12 protein-coding genes are annotated in these 13,943 nt (G+C 45.6%); 3 read left to right on the top strand and 9 right to left on the bottom strand.

Annotated features, from left to right (window positions below):
* Positions 1 to 11: 11 nt before the first annotated feature.
* Positions 12 to 1,187 (top strand): amidohydrolase, encoded by a 1,176-nt coding sequence (locus ACFPRA_RS14835; RefSeq protein WP_381436205.1) that lies wholly within the window; start codon positions 12 to 14, stop codon positions 1,185 to 1,187.
* Between the two features lie 83 nt (positions 1,188 to 1,270).
* Here ACFPRA_RS14835 and ACFPRA_RS14830 read toward each other — a convergent pair whose 3' ends face one another.
* Positions 1,271 to 2,155 carry an AraC family transcriptional regulator gene (locus tag ACFPRA_RS14830; RefSeq protein ID WP_381436203.1) on the bottom strand — a complete coding sequence of 295 codons (885 nt, stop codon included), beginning with the start codon at positions 2,153 to 2,155 and terminating at the stop codon, positions 1,271 to 1,273.
* A 162-nt stretch (positions 2,156 to 2,317) separates the two neighbouring features.
* Here ACFPRA_RS14830 and ACFPRA_RS14825 point away from each other — a divergent pair, with 162 nt between their 5' ends.
* Complete coding sequence (locus ACFPRA_RS14825; RefSeq protein ID WP_381436200.1) at positions 2,318 to 2,866, top strand: hypothetical protein; 549 nt, start codon at positions 2,318 to 2,320, stop codon at positions 2,864 to 2,866.
* Between the two features lie 71 nt (positions 2,867 to 2,937).
* Here ACFPRA_RS14825 and glpK read toward each other — a convergent pair whose 3' ends face one another.
* From glpK to ACFPRA_RS14790, 7 genes are all read right to left on the bottom strand, one after another.
* Complete coding sequence (gene glpK / locus ACFPRA_RS14820) at positions 2,938 to 4,431, bottom strand: glycerol kinase GlpK (RefSeq protein WP_381436198.1); 1,494 nt, start codon at positions 4,429 to 4,431, stop codon at positions 2,938 to 2,940.
* 30 nt (positions 4,432 to 4,461) lie between these two features.
* Positions 4,462 to 5,292 carry an MIP/aquaporin family protein gene (locus ACFPRA_RS14815; protein WP_381436195.1) on the bottom strand — a complete coding sequence of 277 codons (831 nt, stop codon included), beginning with the start codon at positions 5,290 to 5,292 and terminating at the stop codon, positions 4,462 to 4,464.
* A gap of 550 nt (positions 5,293 to 5,842) precedes the next feature.
* Complete coding sequence (locus tag ACFPRA_RS14810; RefSeq protein ID WP_381436193.1) at positions 5,843 to 6,412, bottom strand: glycerol-3-phosphate responsive antiterminator; 570 nt, start codon at positions 6,410 to 6,412, stop codon at positions 5,843 to 5,845.
* Positions 6,413 to 6,466: 54 nt separating this feature from the next.
* The gene (locus tag ACFPRA_RS14805) at positions 6,467 to 8,116 is read right to left on the bottom strand and encodes a glycerol-3-phosphate dehydrogenase/oxidase (RefSeq protein WP_381436190.1); all 1,650 of its coding nucleotides are present in this window, start codon (positions 8,114 to 8,116) and stop codon (positions 6,467 to 6,469) included.
* Positions 8,117 to 8,481: 365 nt separating this feature from the next.
* A complete protein-coding gene (locus ACFPRA_RS14800; RefSeq protein WP_381436187.1) occupies positions 8,482 to 9,702 on the bottom strand; it encodes a M20 family metallopeptidase in 1,221 nt (406 codons plus the stop codon).
* A gap of 35 nt (positions 9,703 to 9,737) precedes the next feature.
* Positions 9,738 to 10,460, bottom strand: a complete 723-nt coding sequence (locus ACFPRA_RS14795; RefSeq protein ID WP_381436185.1) for a small-conductance mechanosensitive channel — start codon at positions 10,458 to 10,460, stop codon at positions 9,738 to 9,740.
* A gap of 21 nt (positions 10,461 to 10,481) precedes the next feature.
* Positions 10,482 to 11,189 carry a DUF5058 family protein gene (locus tag ACFPRA_RS14790; protein ID WP_381436183.1) on the bottom strand — a complete coding sequence of 236 codons (708 nt, stop codon included), beginning with the start codon at positions 11,187 to 11,189 and terminating at the stop codon, positions 10,482 to 10,484.
* 224 nt (positions 11,190 to 11,413) lie between these two features.
* Between ACFPRA_RS14790 and ACFPRA_RS14785 the strand changes: the two genes are divergently transcribed.
* Positions 11,414 to 13,231, top strand: a complete 1,818-nt coding sequence (locus ACFPRA_RS14785; protein ID WP_381436180.1) for a helix-turn-helix domain-containing protein — start codon at positions 11,414 to 11,416, stop codon at positions 13,229 to 13,231.
* A 40-nt stretch (positions 13,232 to 13,271) separates the two neighbouring features.
* On the opposite strand, the gene wrbA is transcribed toward ACFPRA_RS14785, so the two are convergent.
* Positions 13,272 to 13,940: an NAD(P)H:quinone oxidoreductase type IV gene (wrbA, locus tag ACFPRA_RS14780; RefSeq protein WP_381436178.1), complete on the bottom strand. Its 669-nt coding sequence runs from the start codon at positions 13,938 to 13,940 to the stop codon at positions 13,272 to 13,274.
* Positions 13,941 to 13,943: the final 3 nt, after the last annotated feature.

Genomic DNA, 13,943 nt, shown 5'->3' with positions numbered 1-13,943 from the left:
AGGGCAACACTATGATTAACCCAAAAATTAAAAGCGCCATCGAGGCTTACAGTGATGAACTGACTGCACTGCGACGCCAGTTTCATAGCGAACCAGAATTATCTTTTGAAGAAGTAAAAACAACTGCCTTTGTCTGTGACTATTTGGACAAGCTCGGTATTGCCTATCGGAAGACAGAACCGACTGGCGTCATCGCGGAAATCCAAGGGGCTTCCGGTGGCAAAACAGTAGCATTGCGTGGCGACATGGATGCCCTTTCGGTAGAACAATTGAATAAACAAGTCCCTTACGCTTCCAAAATTGCCGGTAAAATGCATGCATGTGGGCATGACGCGCATACTTCCATGCTCCTCATCGCCGCTAAAGCATTAGCGGGTGTGAAGGACGAGCTACCTGGAAATGTTCGGTTGCTGTTCCAACCTGCTGAGGAAATTGCACAAGGGGCAAAGGTGATGGTCGAACAAGGAGCCATGGAAGGTGTCGATAATGTATTCGGCATCCATATTTGGTCTCAAATGCCAACGCATAAAGTTTCTTGTACACCTGGACCATCATTTGCCGCAGCGGATATTTTCAAAGTGCGTTTCAAAGGGAAAGGCGGTCATGGAGCCATGCCGCATGACTGCATCGACGCGGCAATCGTTGCATCCTCGTTTGTCATGAATGTGCAAACGATCATTTCCCGGGCAATAGACCCGCAAAGCCCGGCTGTCTTAACAGTCGGAAAAATGGAAGTCGGTACCCGCTTCAACGTCATCGCTGAAAATGCGCTGATCGAAGGAACCGTTCGTACATTCAATCAAGACACACGTGATGAGATTGAAAAAGGCATCTCCCAATATGCCGAACAAGTCGCCGCGATTTACGGCGCAACAGCAGAAGTCGAATACATCCGTGGCACACAACCCGTCATCAATGAAGATACAAGCGCAAAACTTGTCCAACAAGTCGCAGCAGAAGCATTCGGTTCGGATGTACTGTACGATGAAAAACCGACAATGGGCGCTGAAGATTTCTCCTTCTTCCTTGATGAAGCACCAGGTAGCTTCGCGCTCGTCGGTAGCGGAAATCCGGAAAAAGATACAGAATGGTCCCATCACCATGGCAACTTCGACATCGATGAAGATGCACTTGCCACTGGCGCGGAACTTTATGCGCAATATGCGTGGGCTTATTTGAATAAGTGATGAAAAAACGGAAAAGCTAAATGGCTTTTCCGTTTTGCTTATCAAAAGAGTTGTTTAAACAGCGCAACAAATTATTCAGCACCTTATAAAAACGATGGTTTTCTCACAACCGGTATCCATATTTCACTCTTGAATGTCGGTGAAGTTGTATCTTTATCTGCATTCCATAGCATTTCCGGCCCTTCTACCAGTTCATAGTTTGAGGCTGGGAACCATTCAGCATAAATACGTCCCCATACATTTTGTAGTGTATCCGGAAATGGACCGACCGCTTCAAAGACAGCCCACGTCGATGCGGGCACTTGAAGCTGTGCTAGATTATCTGGACAATCCCTGGTCGTGGCTACGCCGATATAATGATCCAGTTCCCCCTTTTCCTCCATCCTCCCTTCAGAAAAGTTCGTGGATGCGCTTAGTAAGCCCAATGGCTCGATATTTGAAAGCTTTTTAAGTCTATCGATCGTTTCGTAATCCAAGCTTTCCCACATGGTAGCAATTTCCGGATTCACACCGTCAAAAACGATAGGCACCCTTTTCTTCATCCCGACAATACAAAATGGTTCTTTTTCTTCTATTCGGTAGTTCATTTCATTTCCTCCTTGGATGGATAAATGGAAAGTCATACTTGGGTAGGCTTTCAATGACTGTCCGCTATTCCGCGCTTCCGATGGGGTGATACCATGCAGATGTTGAAATGCCCTGGCAAAAGAATCCGGTGAGTTGTAGCCATATTTCATAGCAAGATCAATAATTTTCGCATCACTATTTGTAAGTTCAAATGCCGCCAACGTAAGGCGTCTCCGGCGGATGTATTCCGATAACGAAATACCCGCAAGAAAGGAAAACATTCTTTTGAAGTGGTACTCGGAGCAGAAAGCCTGTCTTGCAACTTCCTTGATATCAATATCTGCAGTCAAGTTCTCTTCAATATACTGAATGGCTCCATTCAGATTCTTCAGCAAATCCATTGTATGACCTCCTTATCCAAAGAATAGCAAAAATCAAATGTAACTATCCGACATTTCGTGCCCAGTTTTGTGGGGCCCAATTTCCATCTCTATACATATACATAAAGAGCTTGTGCTATTGTTAAACTAAATCATACAATCGAAGTAAAAAGGAGTGTGCGGATGAATTTCATCGCATGGACCATCATTGCCTGTGAAATCGGATTTTGGATTGTCATCTTACTCGGGCTGTTCACCCGTTATGTGCTTAAACGTGAAAAACTTGGCTTCCTCTTTCTTGCATTGACACCCGTCATCGACCTCACTCTGCTCCTCGTCACGGCAGCGGATCTGTACAACGGGGCGACCGCGACCCAAGTGCATGCCATTGCGGCGATCTATCTCGGTGTGTCAATCGCCTTCGGTAAAAGCATGATCCGTTGGGCAGACGAACGATTTGTCTACTACATTCAAAAACAAGGGCCGAAACCCGTACGAAAAACCGGCTTGGCCCATGCACGCCATTCGATGAAAGGTTCTCTCCAACATGTCGTCGCCTTTCTCATTGGCGCGGCATTCCTGATGGCCATGACCTACTTCATCAATGATCCGTCTAGATCGGAAGCATTATCCGAAACATTAAAATTATGGGCGCTCGTTCTCGGCATCGATTTAGCCATCTCCCTTTCTTACTTCATCTGGCCACGTCCTGACAAATCGAAACGATCCTAAATTTTTCCGATTCCCCAACCCAAAAGTCTACCAACGTATTTAGTCATACGTTGGTAGACTTTTTTACTCACTCATTTAAACACCATGGCCGCTTGCACAGCTTTTTGCCAACCTCGATACAACTCTTCCCGTTCTGCTTGGTCCATGACGGGTTCGAAAGGACGATCAAGCTGCCAATGAGCGGAAATTTCGGAGCAATCCTTCCAAAAACCGACTGCCAAACCAGCTAAATAGGCAGCTCCTAAAGCAGTTGTTTCATTGACCAGAGGCCGTTCGACCGGCACATTCAACAGATCACTTTGGAACTGCATCAGAAAATCATTTCTTACCGCTCCACCGTCAACACGTAATGTTTTCAAGGTGATCCCTGAGTCGGCTTCCATTGCATCAAGCACATCTTTCGTCTGATATGCAAGCGCCTCCAATGTCGCACGGACAAAATGCTCTTTCGACGTGCCCCGCGTCAATCCGAAGACCGCCCCCCGCACATCGCTGTCCCAGTACGGGGCACCTAGTCCAACGAATGCCGGTACGACGTAAACACCCTCCGTTGATGTAACCCGTTCAGCATATCGCTCGCTTTCAGCCGAATTCCTGAACATCCGCAGCCCATCACGCAACCACTGAATCGCAGAACCTGCGACAAAGATGCTTCCTTCGAGTGCATATTCCACTTTACCGTCAATGCCCCAAGCAAGCGTCGTCAATAGGCCATGTTCGGACTTAACTGCCTTTTCGCCCGTATTCATAAGCATAAAGCAGCCCGTGCCATAAGTATTTTTAACCATACCGCTTTCAAAACATGCCTGCCCGAACAGCGCCGCCTGCTGGTCTCCCGCTACACCAGCAATTGGAGCCGCATGCCCAAAGAAAAGATCCTCATCCGTATGTGCATAGATCTCCGAGGATGGTCGAACTTCAGGAAGCATTGATGCCGGTATATCCAAGATATCAAGCAACTCTTGGTCCCACTTCAAATCGTAAATATTGTACATGAGCGTTCTCGAAGCATTTGAATAATCTGTGACATGGGCTGTGCCGCCTGATAGCTTCCAGACAAGCCAAGTATCAATTGTGCCGAATAGCAGGTCGCCCCGCTCCGCTTTCTCCCTTGCTCCTTTCACATTGTCCAATATCCATTTCACTTTCGTCCCGGAGAAATAAGCATCGACGAGCAAACCGGTTTTCTCACGGAAGGTATCACTATGACCTGCAGCTTTCAATTCTTCACAAATACCCGCGGTTTGACGTGATTGCCAAACAATCGCATTGTAAATCGGATCGCCCGTCCGTTTATCCCATACGACAGTCGTCTCTCTTTGGTTCGTAATGCCGATGCCTTTTATTTGATCGGCATGGATGTTTTTCTCTGATAATACACCCGCGATGACAGCTAGAATCGAACTCCATATTTCATCTGCGTTATGCTCCACCCAGCCCGATTTTGGGAAGTATTGGGTGAATTCCTGTTGAGATGTGTGGAAAATCTCCCCTTTCCCATTAAATAGAATTGCTCGTGAACTGGTTGTCCCTTGGTCAAGTGCCAAAATGTAGCTGTTCGTCATGCTCGTTCCTCCTATGGGTTTTTAGTCCAATTATACTCTTTCTGCAACTTCTGTCTTCAAAACAGCATCCTTCTCTTTTCTAATTGTAAATTGTGCACCTAAAAGAATTGCAATCGTAATCGCACCCACTACCCAAAATGCCAGACTGTTCACGCCTTCAAATACTTGTTGATAAAAAAGGGCGCCGAATGATCCGCCAAGAATTGGTCCGACTACCGGTACCCATGCATAACCCCAATCAGATGATCCCTTGCCGGAGATCGGTAGGAAAAAGTGGGCAATCCTCGGACCTAAATCGCGTGCGGGATTAATCGCGTAACCTGTTGTCCCCCCAAGCGACATGCCAATTGCAACAATCAATGCACCGACAATTAAAGGATTCAGACCTTCCGTGAACTCATTCGCACCAATCGTCAGCAATCCGAGCAGTAAAATAAATGTGCCGATGATTTCGCTCGTCAAATTCGATAACGGATGGCGGATTGCAGGTATTGTAGCAAAAACGGCCAATTTCGCTTCCGGATCCGCTGTTTCCTGCCAATGCGGTAAGTAGTGGAAATAGACAATGACAGCACCGATTATCCCACCTATTATTTGGGCAGCAATATAACTCGGCACGTCCGCCCACGGAAATTCACCGATAGACGCCATCCCGATTGTCACCGCAGGATTTAAATGGGCACCACTGAAATTCCCGACTGCATAAACCCCCATTGCAACTGCAAGACCCCATCCGATCGTAATGACAATCCACCCAGAGCCCTCCGCCTTCGAATTTTTCATCAGTACCCCACCGACAACCCCAGCTCCAAAAATGATTAAAATCATTGTACCAACCAATTCTCCTAAAAACGGTGTCATCTCCACTTCCTCCTTTGTTTTGTAAGCGATTACGAATACAAAATCAATTACGCCTCGGCGTAATTGCGTCCAGATTTTGAATTGCGAATCGAACAGCGAAGGGTTCGATTTGCCGTATTTCTGCGTTTTTTGCAGAAATTAAGGCACTTAGATAAGCGCAATTGACTCCTTTCAAAATCTGTGACATCCGCGGGCCTACAGGATGTAGGTCATGCAGTCGTTGCGACAGGACGTCGCGCACTTAGACTGCCTTCCATTATTCGTTCAGCAGGCGTTTGAACACCCGCTGAACAGTAAATCAAAACGCATTCATCTCACCACCTATGGAGATGGGAGTCTTCTGCTGAATGAAGATAAAAAAGTCCACATTTAATCATCCGCCCGTGCGGAATGAATAAATGTGGACCTCAACACTCAACCACTTTATATGAACTTATCCACATTGTATAAAAAATTCAAACTACCGTCAATATGTTTTTAACTTTCACACGCGCAAGGTACTTGCCAAGACGCGCTAAAAAACGGCTGGCATTCAATAAGTCCCTCGAAATCACGAGGGGGAATCGTCCTTAAAAGCCGTCCAAAGTTGCTGATTGGATGTAGTGACTGCTTTTGCTCCGGCGTCGAGCGCTGCTTGCACATGAGCCTCCGAACGGATCAGCCCGCCACTGATAATCGGGATGCCGGTCCGCTCATGCACTTCGCTGATGATCTCCGGGATAACCCCCGGCAAAATTTCAATATAATCGGGCTTCGTCCGCTCGATTAGCGAATAGCTTTTTTCCAATGCAATCGTATCTAATAGAAACATCCGCTGGATTGCAATGATGCCCTTTGCCTTCGCTTTTAGAATCATATTCGAACGGGTGGAAATGATACCCGCCGGACGGATATCATTGCATAGAAACTCTGCAGCATAGTCATCCGTTTTCAATCCTTGGATAAGGTCTGCATGGATAATCAGTTTTTTTCGATGACGATCCGCTTCGTTTTTAATCGTCTTTAAATTGCTGATGTGGACTTCCAGTAAAACGATATATTCGTAAGGACTGTTCAACAAGGACTCCAACTGCTTCAAATGCCGCAACGCCGGCAAAATTCTTTGCTTATGAAAAGACATGTTGTCATTCCTCTCTTCCCAATAATTCATTCCAATCAATTAATTATACCGAACTTACAGCTCCACCGCTGTCGTAGCAACCGCAATTTCCTGTTCTAGTTCCTTTGTATAGTGTGCCTGTTCGGTTTCATTCCAGCCGAACAAGTTTGCCATTTCAGCAATGACCGGCTCCTTCCATGCAGTGACCGTTGCAATATCGAATAATAACGCACCCGTCCTTCTACTGAAGAAATCAACAGGTTTTACGGCCATTTCATGATGAATAGCGTACATCAGCTGAGCAGCTAACACCCGCGGAATCGATGTTTTCCCATCTTGCAAATAGTTGAAAACGGCATCGACATTGGAGCCATACATTTTCGCCAGCTTGCGGCCCTGCTCTTCATCAAGCCCCAAATGCACAGCTTCTTTGCCTTTTACCTCTAAGAATTGCTCCAACCTTGAGGAACCTCCGATGTCGCCTCCGGAAATTGGAAAATGCTTTGTCACAGAAAAACCGAACTTTCCTTCCCCTTTATTATTCAAATCATTCACGACCTTATCCACAACCATTTCCGCCATTTTCCGATAGCCCGTCAATTTTCCCCCCGCAATTGTGAGAAGGCCATTTTCAGATTCCCAAATTTCGTCTTTCCGTGAAATTTCCGAAGGGTTTTTCCCCTCTTCATGAATGAGCGGACGAATCCCTGCCCAACTTGACTCGATGTCCGCCTCCACAATCCGTAAATCGGGGAACATATATCGGATTGCATCCAGTATATATGCACGGTCCTCTGTCGTAATGTCAATTGTTACACGATTCCCATCATAAAACGTATCCGTCGTTCCCACATAGGTTTTCCCATCCCTTGGTATCGCGAATACCATGCGTTTATCTGGCGTATCGAAATAAACCGCCTGCTGTAATGGAAATACAGACTGATCGAATACAAGATGGACCCCTTTGGATAAAATCAGATGCTTCCCTTTTTTCGACCCATCGATTTCCCTCACATCATCCACCCATGGACCGGTTGCATTGACGATCTTTTTCGCACGGAGTGAAGTCTTCTTTCCCGTCAGCACATCCGTAATTTCCGCACCTATCATTTGCTTTTCCTCGTTGTAAAGAAAATGCTCCGCTTTTGCATAATTGGTGATTATCGCTCCATTTTCAGCCGCTGCCTTGATCACTTCAATCGTCAGGCGGGCATCATCTGTACGATATTCAACATACAGCCCACCGCCCTGCAAGCCATCTTTTTTGACGATCGGCACTTTGCGGATTGTTTCTTCGACGGAAAGCATTGTTCTTCGTTCACTCTTTTTGACTCCCGCCAAAAAGTCATAGACTCGTAAGCCTAGGGAAGTCGACAACTTGCCGAACGTCCCGCCTTTATGAAACGGCAACAACATCCATTCCGGTGTCGTCACATGTGGACCATTTTCATAGACGATCGCCCGCTCTTTTCCAAGCTCCGCCACTTCTTTAATTTCAAACTGCTTCAAATAACGCAAGCCGCCGTGGACAAGTTTCGTCGAACGGCTCGATGTACCCGACGCAAAGTCCTGCATCTCCACAAGCGCGACCTTCATGCCCCGTGTCACTGCATCCAAAGCTATTCCCGCGCCCGTAATGCCCCCTCCAACGATCAATAAATCAAAACTCTCCGTTCCCATTTTCTCAAACATATCATTTCTATCCAATGCTGATAATCCGGCCATTTAAATCTTCTCCTTTGGATCTATATTTTGGAATCCGGCTGTTTTTTCAACAAAAAAGAGACCACAACGTACACGACTGCAAAATGCAATCATGTCGTCAGGTCTCTCATCAACTCAAACCGTAAATATTAACTTAAAACTAGTGTACCATACGGGGGACGTTGCTGAAAACAAAGACGCTCCAAATGCTTCATACAGAAACTTCACTTCGAAATCTAAATCACTCATCCCCCAGCGTGATTAAGTCCCGATTTTGAATGGTGAATCGAACAGCGAAGGGTTCGATTTGCCGTATTGCTGCGTTTCCAGTACAAAAACATTTGCCGAATAAAGATAAGCCACTGGTCCACTACAGTGCATTTTGTTTATTCATTTATCCCATAATAACTGCACACAACTTCAGCAACCGATTTCGCTGAAATGAGAAGCGCAGCTTCGTCAATATCAAATTTCGGGTGATGGTTCATGTATACTTTCTCTACCCCTTTTGGCTTACAACCGATGTTGAAAAAAGTACCCGGAACTTTCTCTAAATAATACGAGAAATCTTCTGACGCTGGATTCATAGAAATCTCTACCACTGATAGAATATCCTTCTCCTCTGAATTTCTCAGGATGGATACCACTTTCTCCGTCGTTTCCGGATCATTGTAAAGTGGCGGATAATCGGCTGTGTACGTCAGCTCACATTGAACATTGAACTCCAACTCGATCCCACTTGTCATGCGACGGATTTCCTGTTCGATCAATTGCTGCGTTTCCGTTTTCATGTAACGGACATCGCCCTCAATTTCAATGTTATCTTTAATGACGTTAAACGAACCTTTTCCGTCAAACGAACCAATCGTGACAACGCCCATTTCAAACGGATTCAAACGACGGCTGACGATGGTTTGAATAGCTGTGACAAAATGAGCGCCTGCAACGATTGGATCATTCGATTGATGGGGCGCAGATCCGTGACCACCCTTCCCTTGGATGACCAGTTTGAAATACGTTCTTCCTGCCATCGCATAACCGCTACGGTATCCGATGGTGCCCGTTGGAAGTGCCGGGGTCAAATGCGTCCCAAAAACTTGATCCAAATCATCTAGCGCACCTGATTCAACGATACTCTTCGCCCCGCCCGGTGGTGTTTCCTCTGCATGCTGGTGAATGATTTTAATCGTCCCAGCAATGGATGACTTCAGTTGGATCAAACAATCGGCCAAAATTAGCATGTAAGCGGTATGGCCATCATGCCCGCAAGCATGCATGACGCCGTCGTTTTTCGATTTGAACGGCACATCCGTTTCCTCGTGGATCGGCAATGCATCGAAATCGGCACGGAGACCGATTGTTTTTCCTGGTCGATCGCCTTTAATCGTCACAACGATGCCATAGCCATTGCCGACATTCGTTTGCACATCCACATCTTTACCTTTGTAAAAATCCGCAATATACTGTGCCGTCTTCTCCTCTTTAAAAGACAGTTCGGGATTCTCATGTAAATGACGCCGTATTGCGATCATCTCATCTTCACGACTTGCCAGTAGCTCCATCAATTGCTTTTTCGTTTCGATTGCTTCTTTTACTTGTTGACTCATCCATCTCGCCTCCACTTAAGCCTATTTCATTATCATTATGCCGTCTTTTTATTTTTCATCTTCTCAAGTAGCATACAAACGACAACCGTTCCGAGTATGCACAGAAATGTCTGTAAGGGACGTGGAACCGGACCTAGATTGACAAACAGACCAAAGGCGATTCCAATAACGCCCCATAGCGGTTTTTGCAATGCAAATTGGGCAATGACCCCGCCAAAAATGGCCGGTAACACAAACTTAAATGCAGCGGTCAATGAGTCCGGCATCATTGTTATCAAATACGAACCACCGAGAATGACAAACAATAGGAAGACCGTATTGACAATAGACGCAGCCGAAATGGCAAGCGTTGCCGTAATTTCCCCTTTTCTAGTCCCAGGTTCCGCACCGACGACACTTTGGGCGATGGAAGCACTTGGCAGACACATATTCCCGATGTTTCCGGTTAAGAAAGCCAAATAGGTGCCCGAAACCCCTAAAGTCGGGTAATAGCTGATCGGCTCAATCACCCAGACAAGCGCAACAATCGATGCATAAGCCAGGAACCCTGCCAAGATCGTAGACCAGCCCGGATGAAACCCAAGACCAAAAGATAAATAGAGCGGTAAAGAAATCGTAAATATAATAACGCTCCAAATGGTTAAGCGACCCCAAAAATGTGATTTTTCATGAAACGTTTCAAAATCGATAGCATTGTCCGCCGCTTTTCCATGCACTTGCTCCACAACTTCACTCTTCACTTCATTGCTAATCGTCATCGTTATTCTCCCGCCTTTCCGTTAAAGTAATATATAGCCTACCGATATCCCTACGACAATTATTAATCCAAGCGACCATTCTTTTAACCAGCTTGCTTTAAACCGATTGGAAGCCCACAGAATGACTGGCATTACGAGAAATGCAATGACGAATACGATCGACTCATTGACCCCTTTCACCATCTCGCTTCCTCCAAGATAGCTGAAAGCACCGATCATCGCTGCTGTGGAAACAGCTTTCATCAACGTCACATTGCTCTTTTTCTTCGCAACTTTAGCTTCCATTTTTCCCAATGATTTAGTAAAAAGGGCTGTAAATAACAGCCAACCCATACCGCCAAGAGTCATGACCCAAACGGCATTCGTAAATGCCTGTGGACTGAATTCCGGTGATCCTAAATCGACGCCGGCCGCCTGTGCACCGAGACTCGCACCCACCGTTTCGATTGGTGCTGATCCAACAATTCCGATCCGCATCAACGTCACCGGATTTCCTATGAACGTGATTAACGAGATTGCCACAATAATAATTGCAAAAGAAGGTCCTAATGAACTGATGGCCCCCGTTCTCACAGCCGCTCTTACCTCCGACTTCGTCAGGCCGACATCCGCACTCGCCCTTGAAGCGATCCGAATAAACATAACCGCTTGAAAGATGACGGTCCCTACAACCAACATGGCAATGATCCACATCGGAAAGCTGTTTGCTACCTTCATTGTTTCTAGCATTTCTTTTCCCTCCCCGTTTCCATTTGATACTAGCAATTACAAACTATAGACAGTACCTATACTACCAACAAATAAAGCGCTTACAATTTGTTAGAATTTTAACCCTTTTCAATTTATGTCCCTTACTATACACTGGGATTATAATCGAAACAATGTGTATCTTCATACAATTCCCGTTTTTTATATGGACAATCCTACATCCCAACGGGAAGGAGACCTTCAAAATGACAGAATTCGAATCGACACATTCATTATTGCAAGATCATATGAATGAAAATGAACTGACTATCTTGGTCGATAGTATCCGTTCCATCACCTCCAGTCTAGACCTTGACGAAGTGCTGAAAAAGATTATGCGCAACGCTCTCAAAGTAATTCCCGCCACAGATGCAGGTTATTTATTGCTTTACGATGAAGCATCCGATCGGCTACTTGTGAAAGCACCCATTGGATTCACGGACAATATCTACAATTTTAAGGTGAAAAAGGGGGAATCTATTACAGGAAAAGTATTTGAGGATGGGATTGGCAGGTTCTTTAACTCCCATGAGGAATTGATGAGCACTATGGATGATTTTCATATTTCCAAAGCGAATCTTCAGACGCTTACAACGTCCATAACTTCTACAACGGGCCCTGAAACCCTTATTTGCGTTCCGATTTCGCTTGAAGGGAAACGGATTGGGGTTATGACCACCCACCAATTGAAACGGAAAAAAGTGTTAGACGAACATGATTTGCTTTTATTGCAAGTGTTTGCGGAACAAGCTGCCATCGCCATTCAAAATGCGCAGTATTATGCAGAAGCGCAACGTCGGATTGGTGAAATCACCCAATTGAGCACGCAACTGGAAGAGCGGAACAGCCAACTTCAAAAGAGACATGAAGTGCAGGAAACGTTGACGGCCATTTCCTTGGAAAACAGAGGGATTGAAGCGATGATCCATGCATTCAATCAAATGATTGATTGTCCAGTCACCTTTTTCAGCAATATCGAGGAGAAATTCTATTCGAACTCCTTGTACGAATCATTCAATTCCAATCCGCTCGAGCTTAAAACAATATTTGCAAGCAGTAGAAAACCGACACATCGTGAAATCGGGCTTCCTGCAAAAACGGTTTACTTGTACCCGATTTATAATGGCATCGTTTTTCTCGGTTGTTTTATCCTTCATGTGAAAGAAAGCATTTCCGAATCAGATCATATTGCACTCGAACAAGGCTGTTCCATTCTGACATTGGAATTAATTAAAAATCAGACGGTCACTGAATTTTTTTATAAAAAGACACACGAGCAATTCCTTGCTTTGCTGGACGCCCCTAACAATGAACATTTGGAAGTGCTCGCAAAGGAGAATGGCCTGGACGTTTCCTCGCACTGGTTCCTTACCATTTTCGAAATACCGAATTACACAGATTTGCAAATCCTCGCAATCAAGATTCATCATTTAGTTCTGAAACTGAAAAAGGAACTACCTATGACGGCATCGATGATTTACGGATTCCAAAACCGGGTCATCCTTCTTGCCCCTTTGGATAAACCTGATCATTTTCAGACTATCCGACAAAAATTCCAATCCATTAAGAATGATTGGGATGCGAATGGGAATCCTGCTTTCCGCGCCGGGATCAGTGCGACTTATAAAGGGTTGCAGTCGATTCAAAAATTACACGAAGAGGCGACCAAAACGCTTGCTTACCTCGCCTCACGGAATCGATCCGATATAATCCGCTATGAAGACATCGGATTGAACCGGCTCTTTTTAAATCAACCACCGGATGAAATCGAGCAATTCATCAATGAAGTGTTTGCACCTCTCTCTGCTGCTAACGAATCGAAAACGGAGTTGGAAGAAACGTTGCTCACCTATTTCGATACCAATCGCTCCGCCACAAAAACAGCGAAAAAATTGCATATTCACATCAATACCCTATACCAACGCCTTCGGAAAATCGAGCATGTCCTGCAATTAGACTTAAACAACAACGAAGACTCCCTGAAAATCCAACTCGCATGCCATTTACGATCGACGTATCTGTAAAGACACAAAAACCGACCCTCACAGGTCGGTTTTTCATGTATCATGCATTCAGCTGTTTTAACACAGTCCCTACTTGCACGGTGCGTTTTGCTTGGTGCGCAACAGCCGCTTTGATTGCCGCTTCGTCGTCTGCGATTTTTCCGTCTTGTCCGACTGTGACACTCGTACCGTATGGGTTTCCACCTGCTGCAAATGTCACTGGATCTGTGAATCCTGGCGCTGCAACAATGGCACCCCAATGGTACATCGTTGTATAAAGGGACAGGATTGTCGCTTCTTGTCCGCCGTGCGGGTTTTGTGCAGATGACATAGCACTCACGGCTTTATTAGCTAGCTTGCCTTGGAACCAATGACCACCCAATGTGTCAAAGAAGCTTTGTACTTGGCTGGCTACATTTCCGAAGCGTGTCGGTACGCTAAAGATGATCGCATCTGCCCATTCCAGATCATCGCCCGTCGCAACTGGCACATCTTTTGTCGCTTCTGTATGTGCTTTCCAACTCGGTGTTGAATCAATGGCAGCTTGTGGAGCTGTTTCTGCTACTTTCATCAGTCTCACTTCAGAACCAGCCGCTTCTGCAGCTTCCTTTGCCCATTGTGCCAGTTGGTAATTCGTACCTCCCGAACTATAGTATACGATTGCTGTTTTTGTCACGTTAACCGTCTCCTCTGTTGTTGATTTTCCAAATAATTTTGCAAAGAAACCCATCTC

The sequence above is a fragment of the Sporosarcina soli genome, from assembly GCF_042655805.1.
Taxonomy (GTDB): domain Bacteria; phylum Bacillota; class Bacilli; order Bacillales_A; family Planococcaceae; genus Sporosarcina; species Sporosarcina soli.
This window is presented reverse-complemented; position numbering and strand designations above follow the sequence as displayed.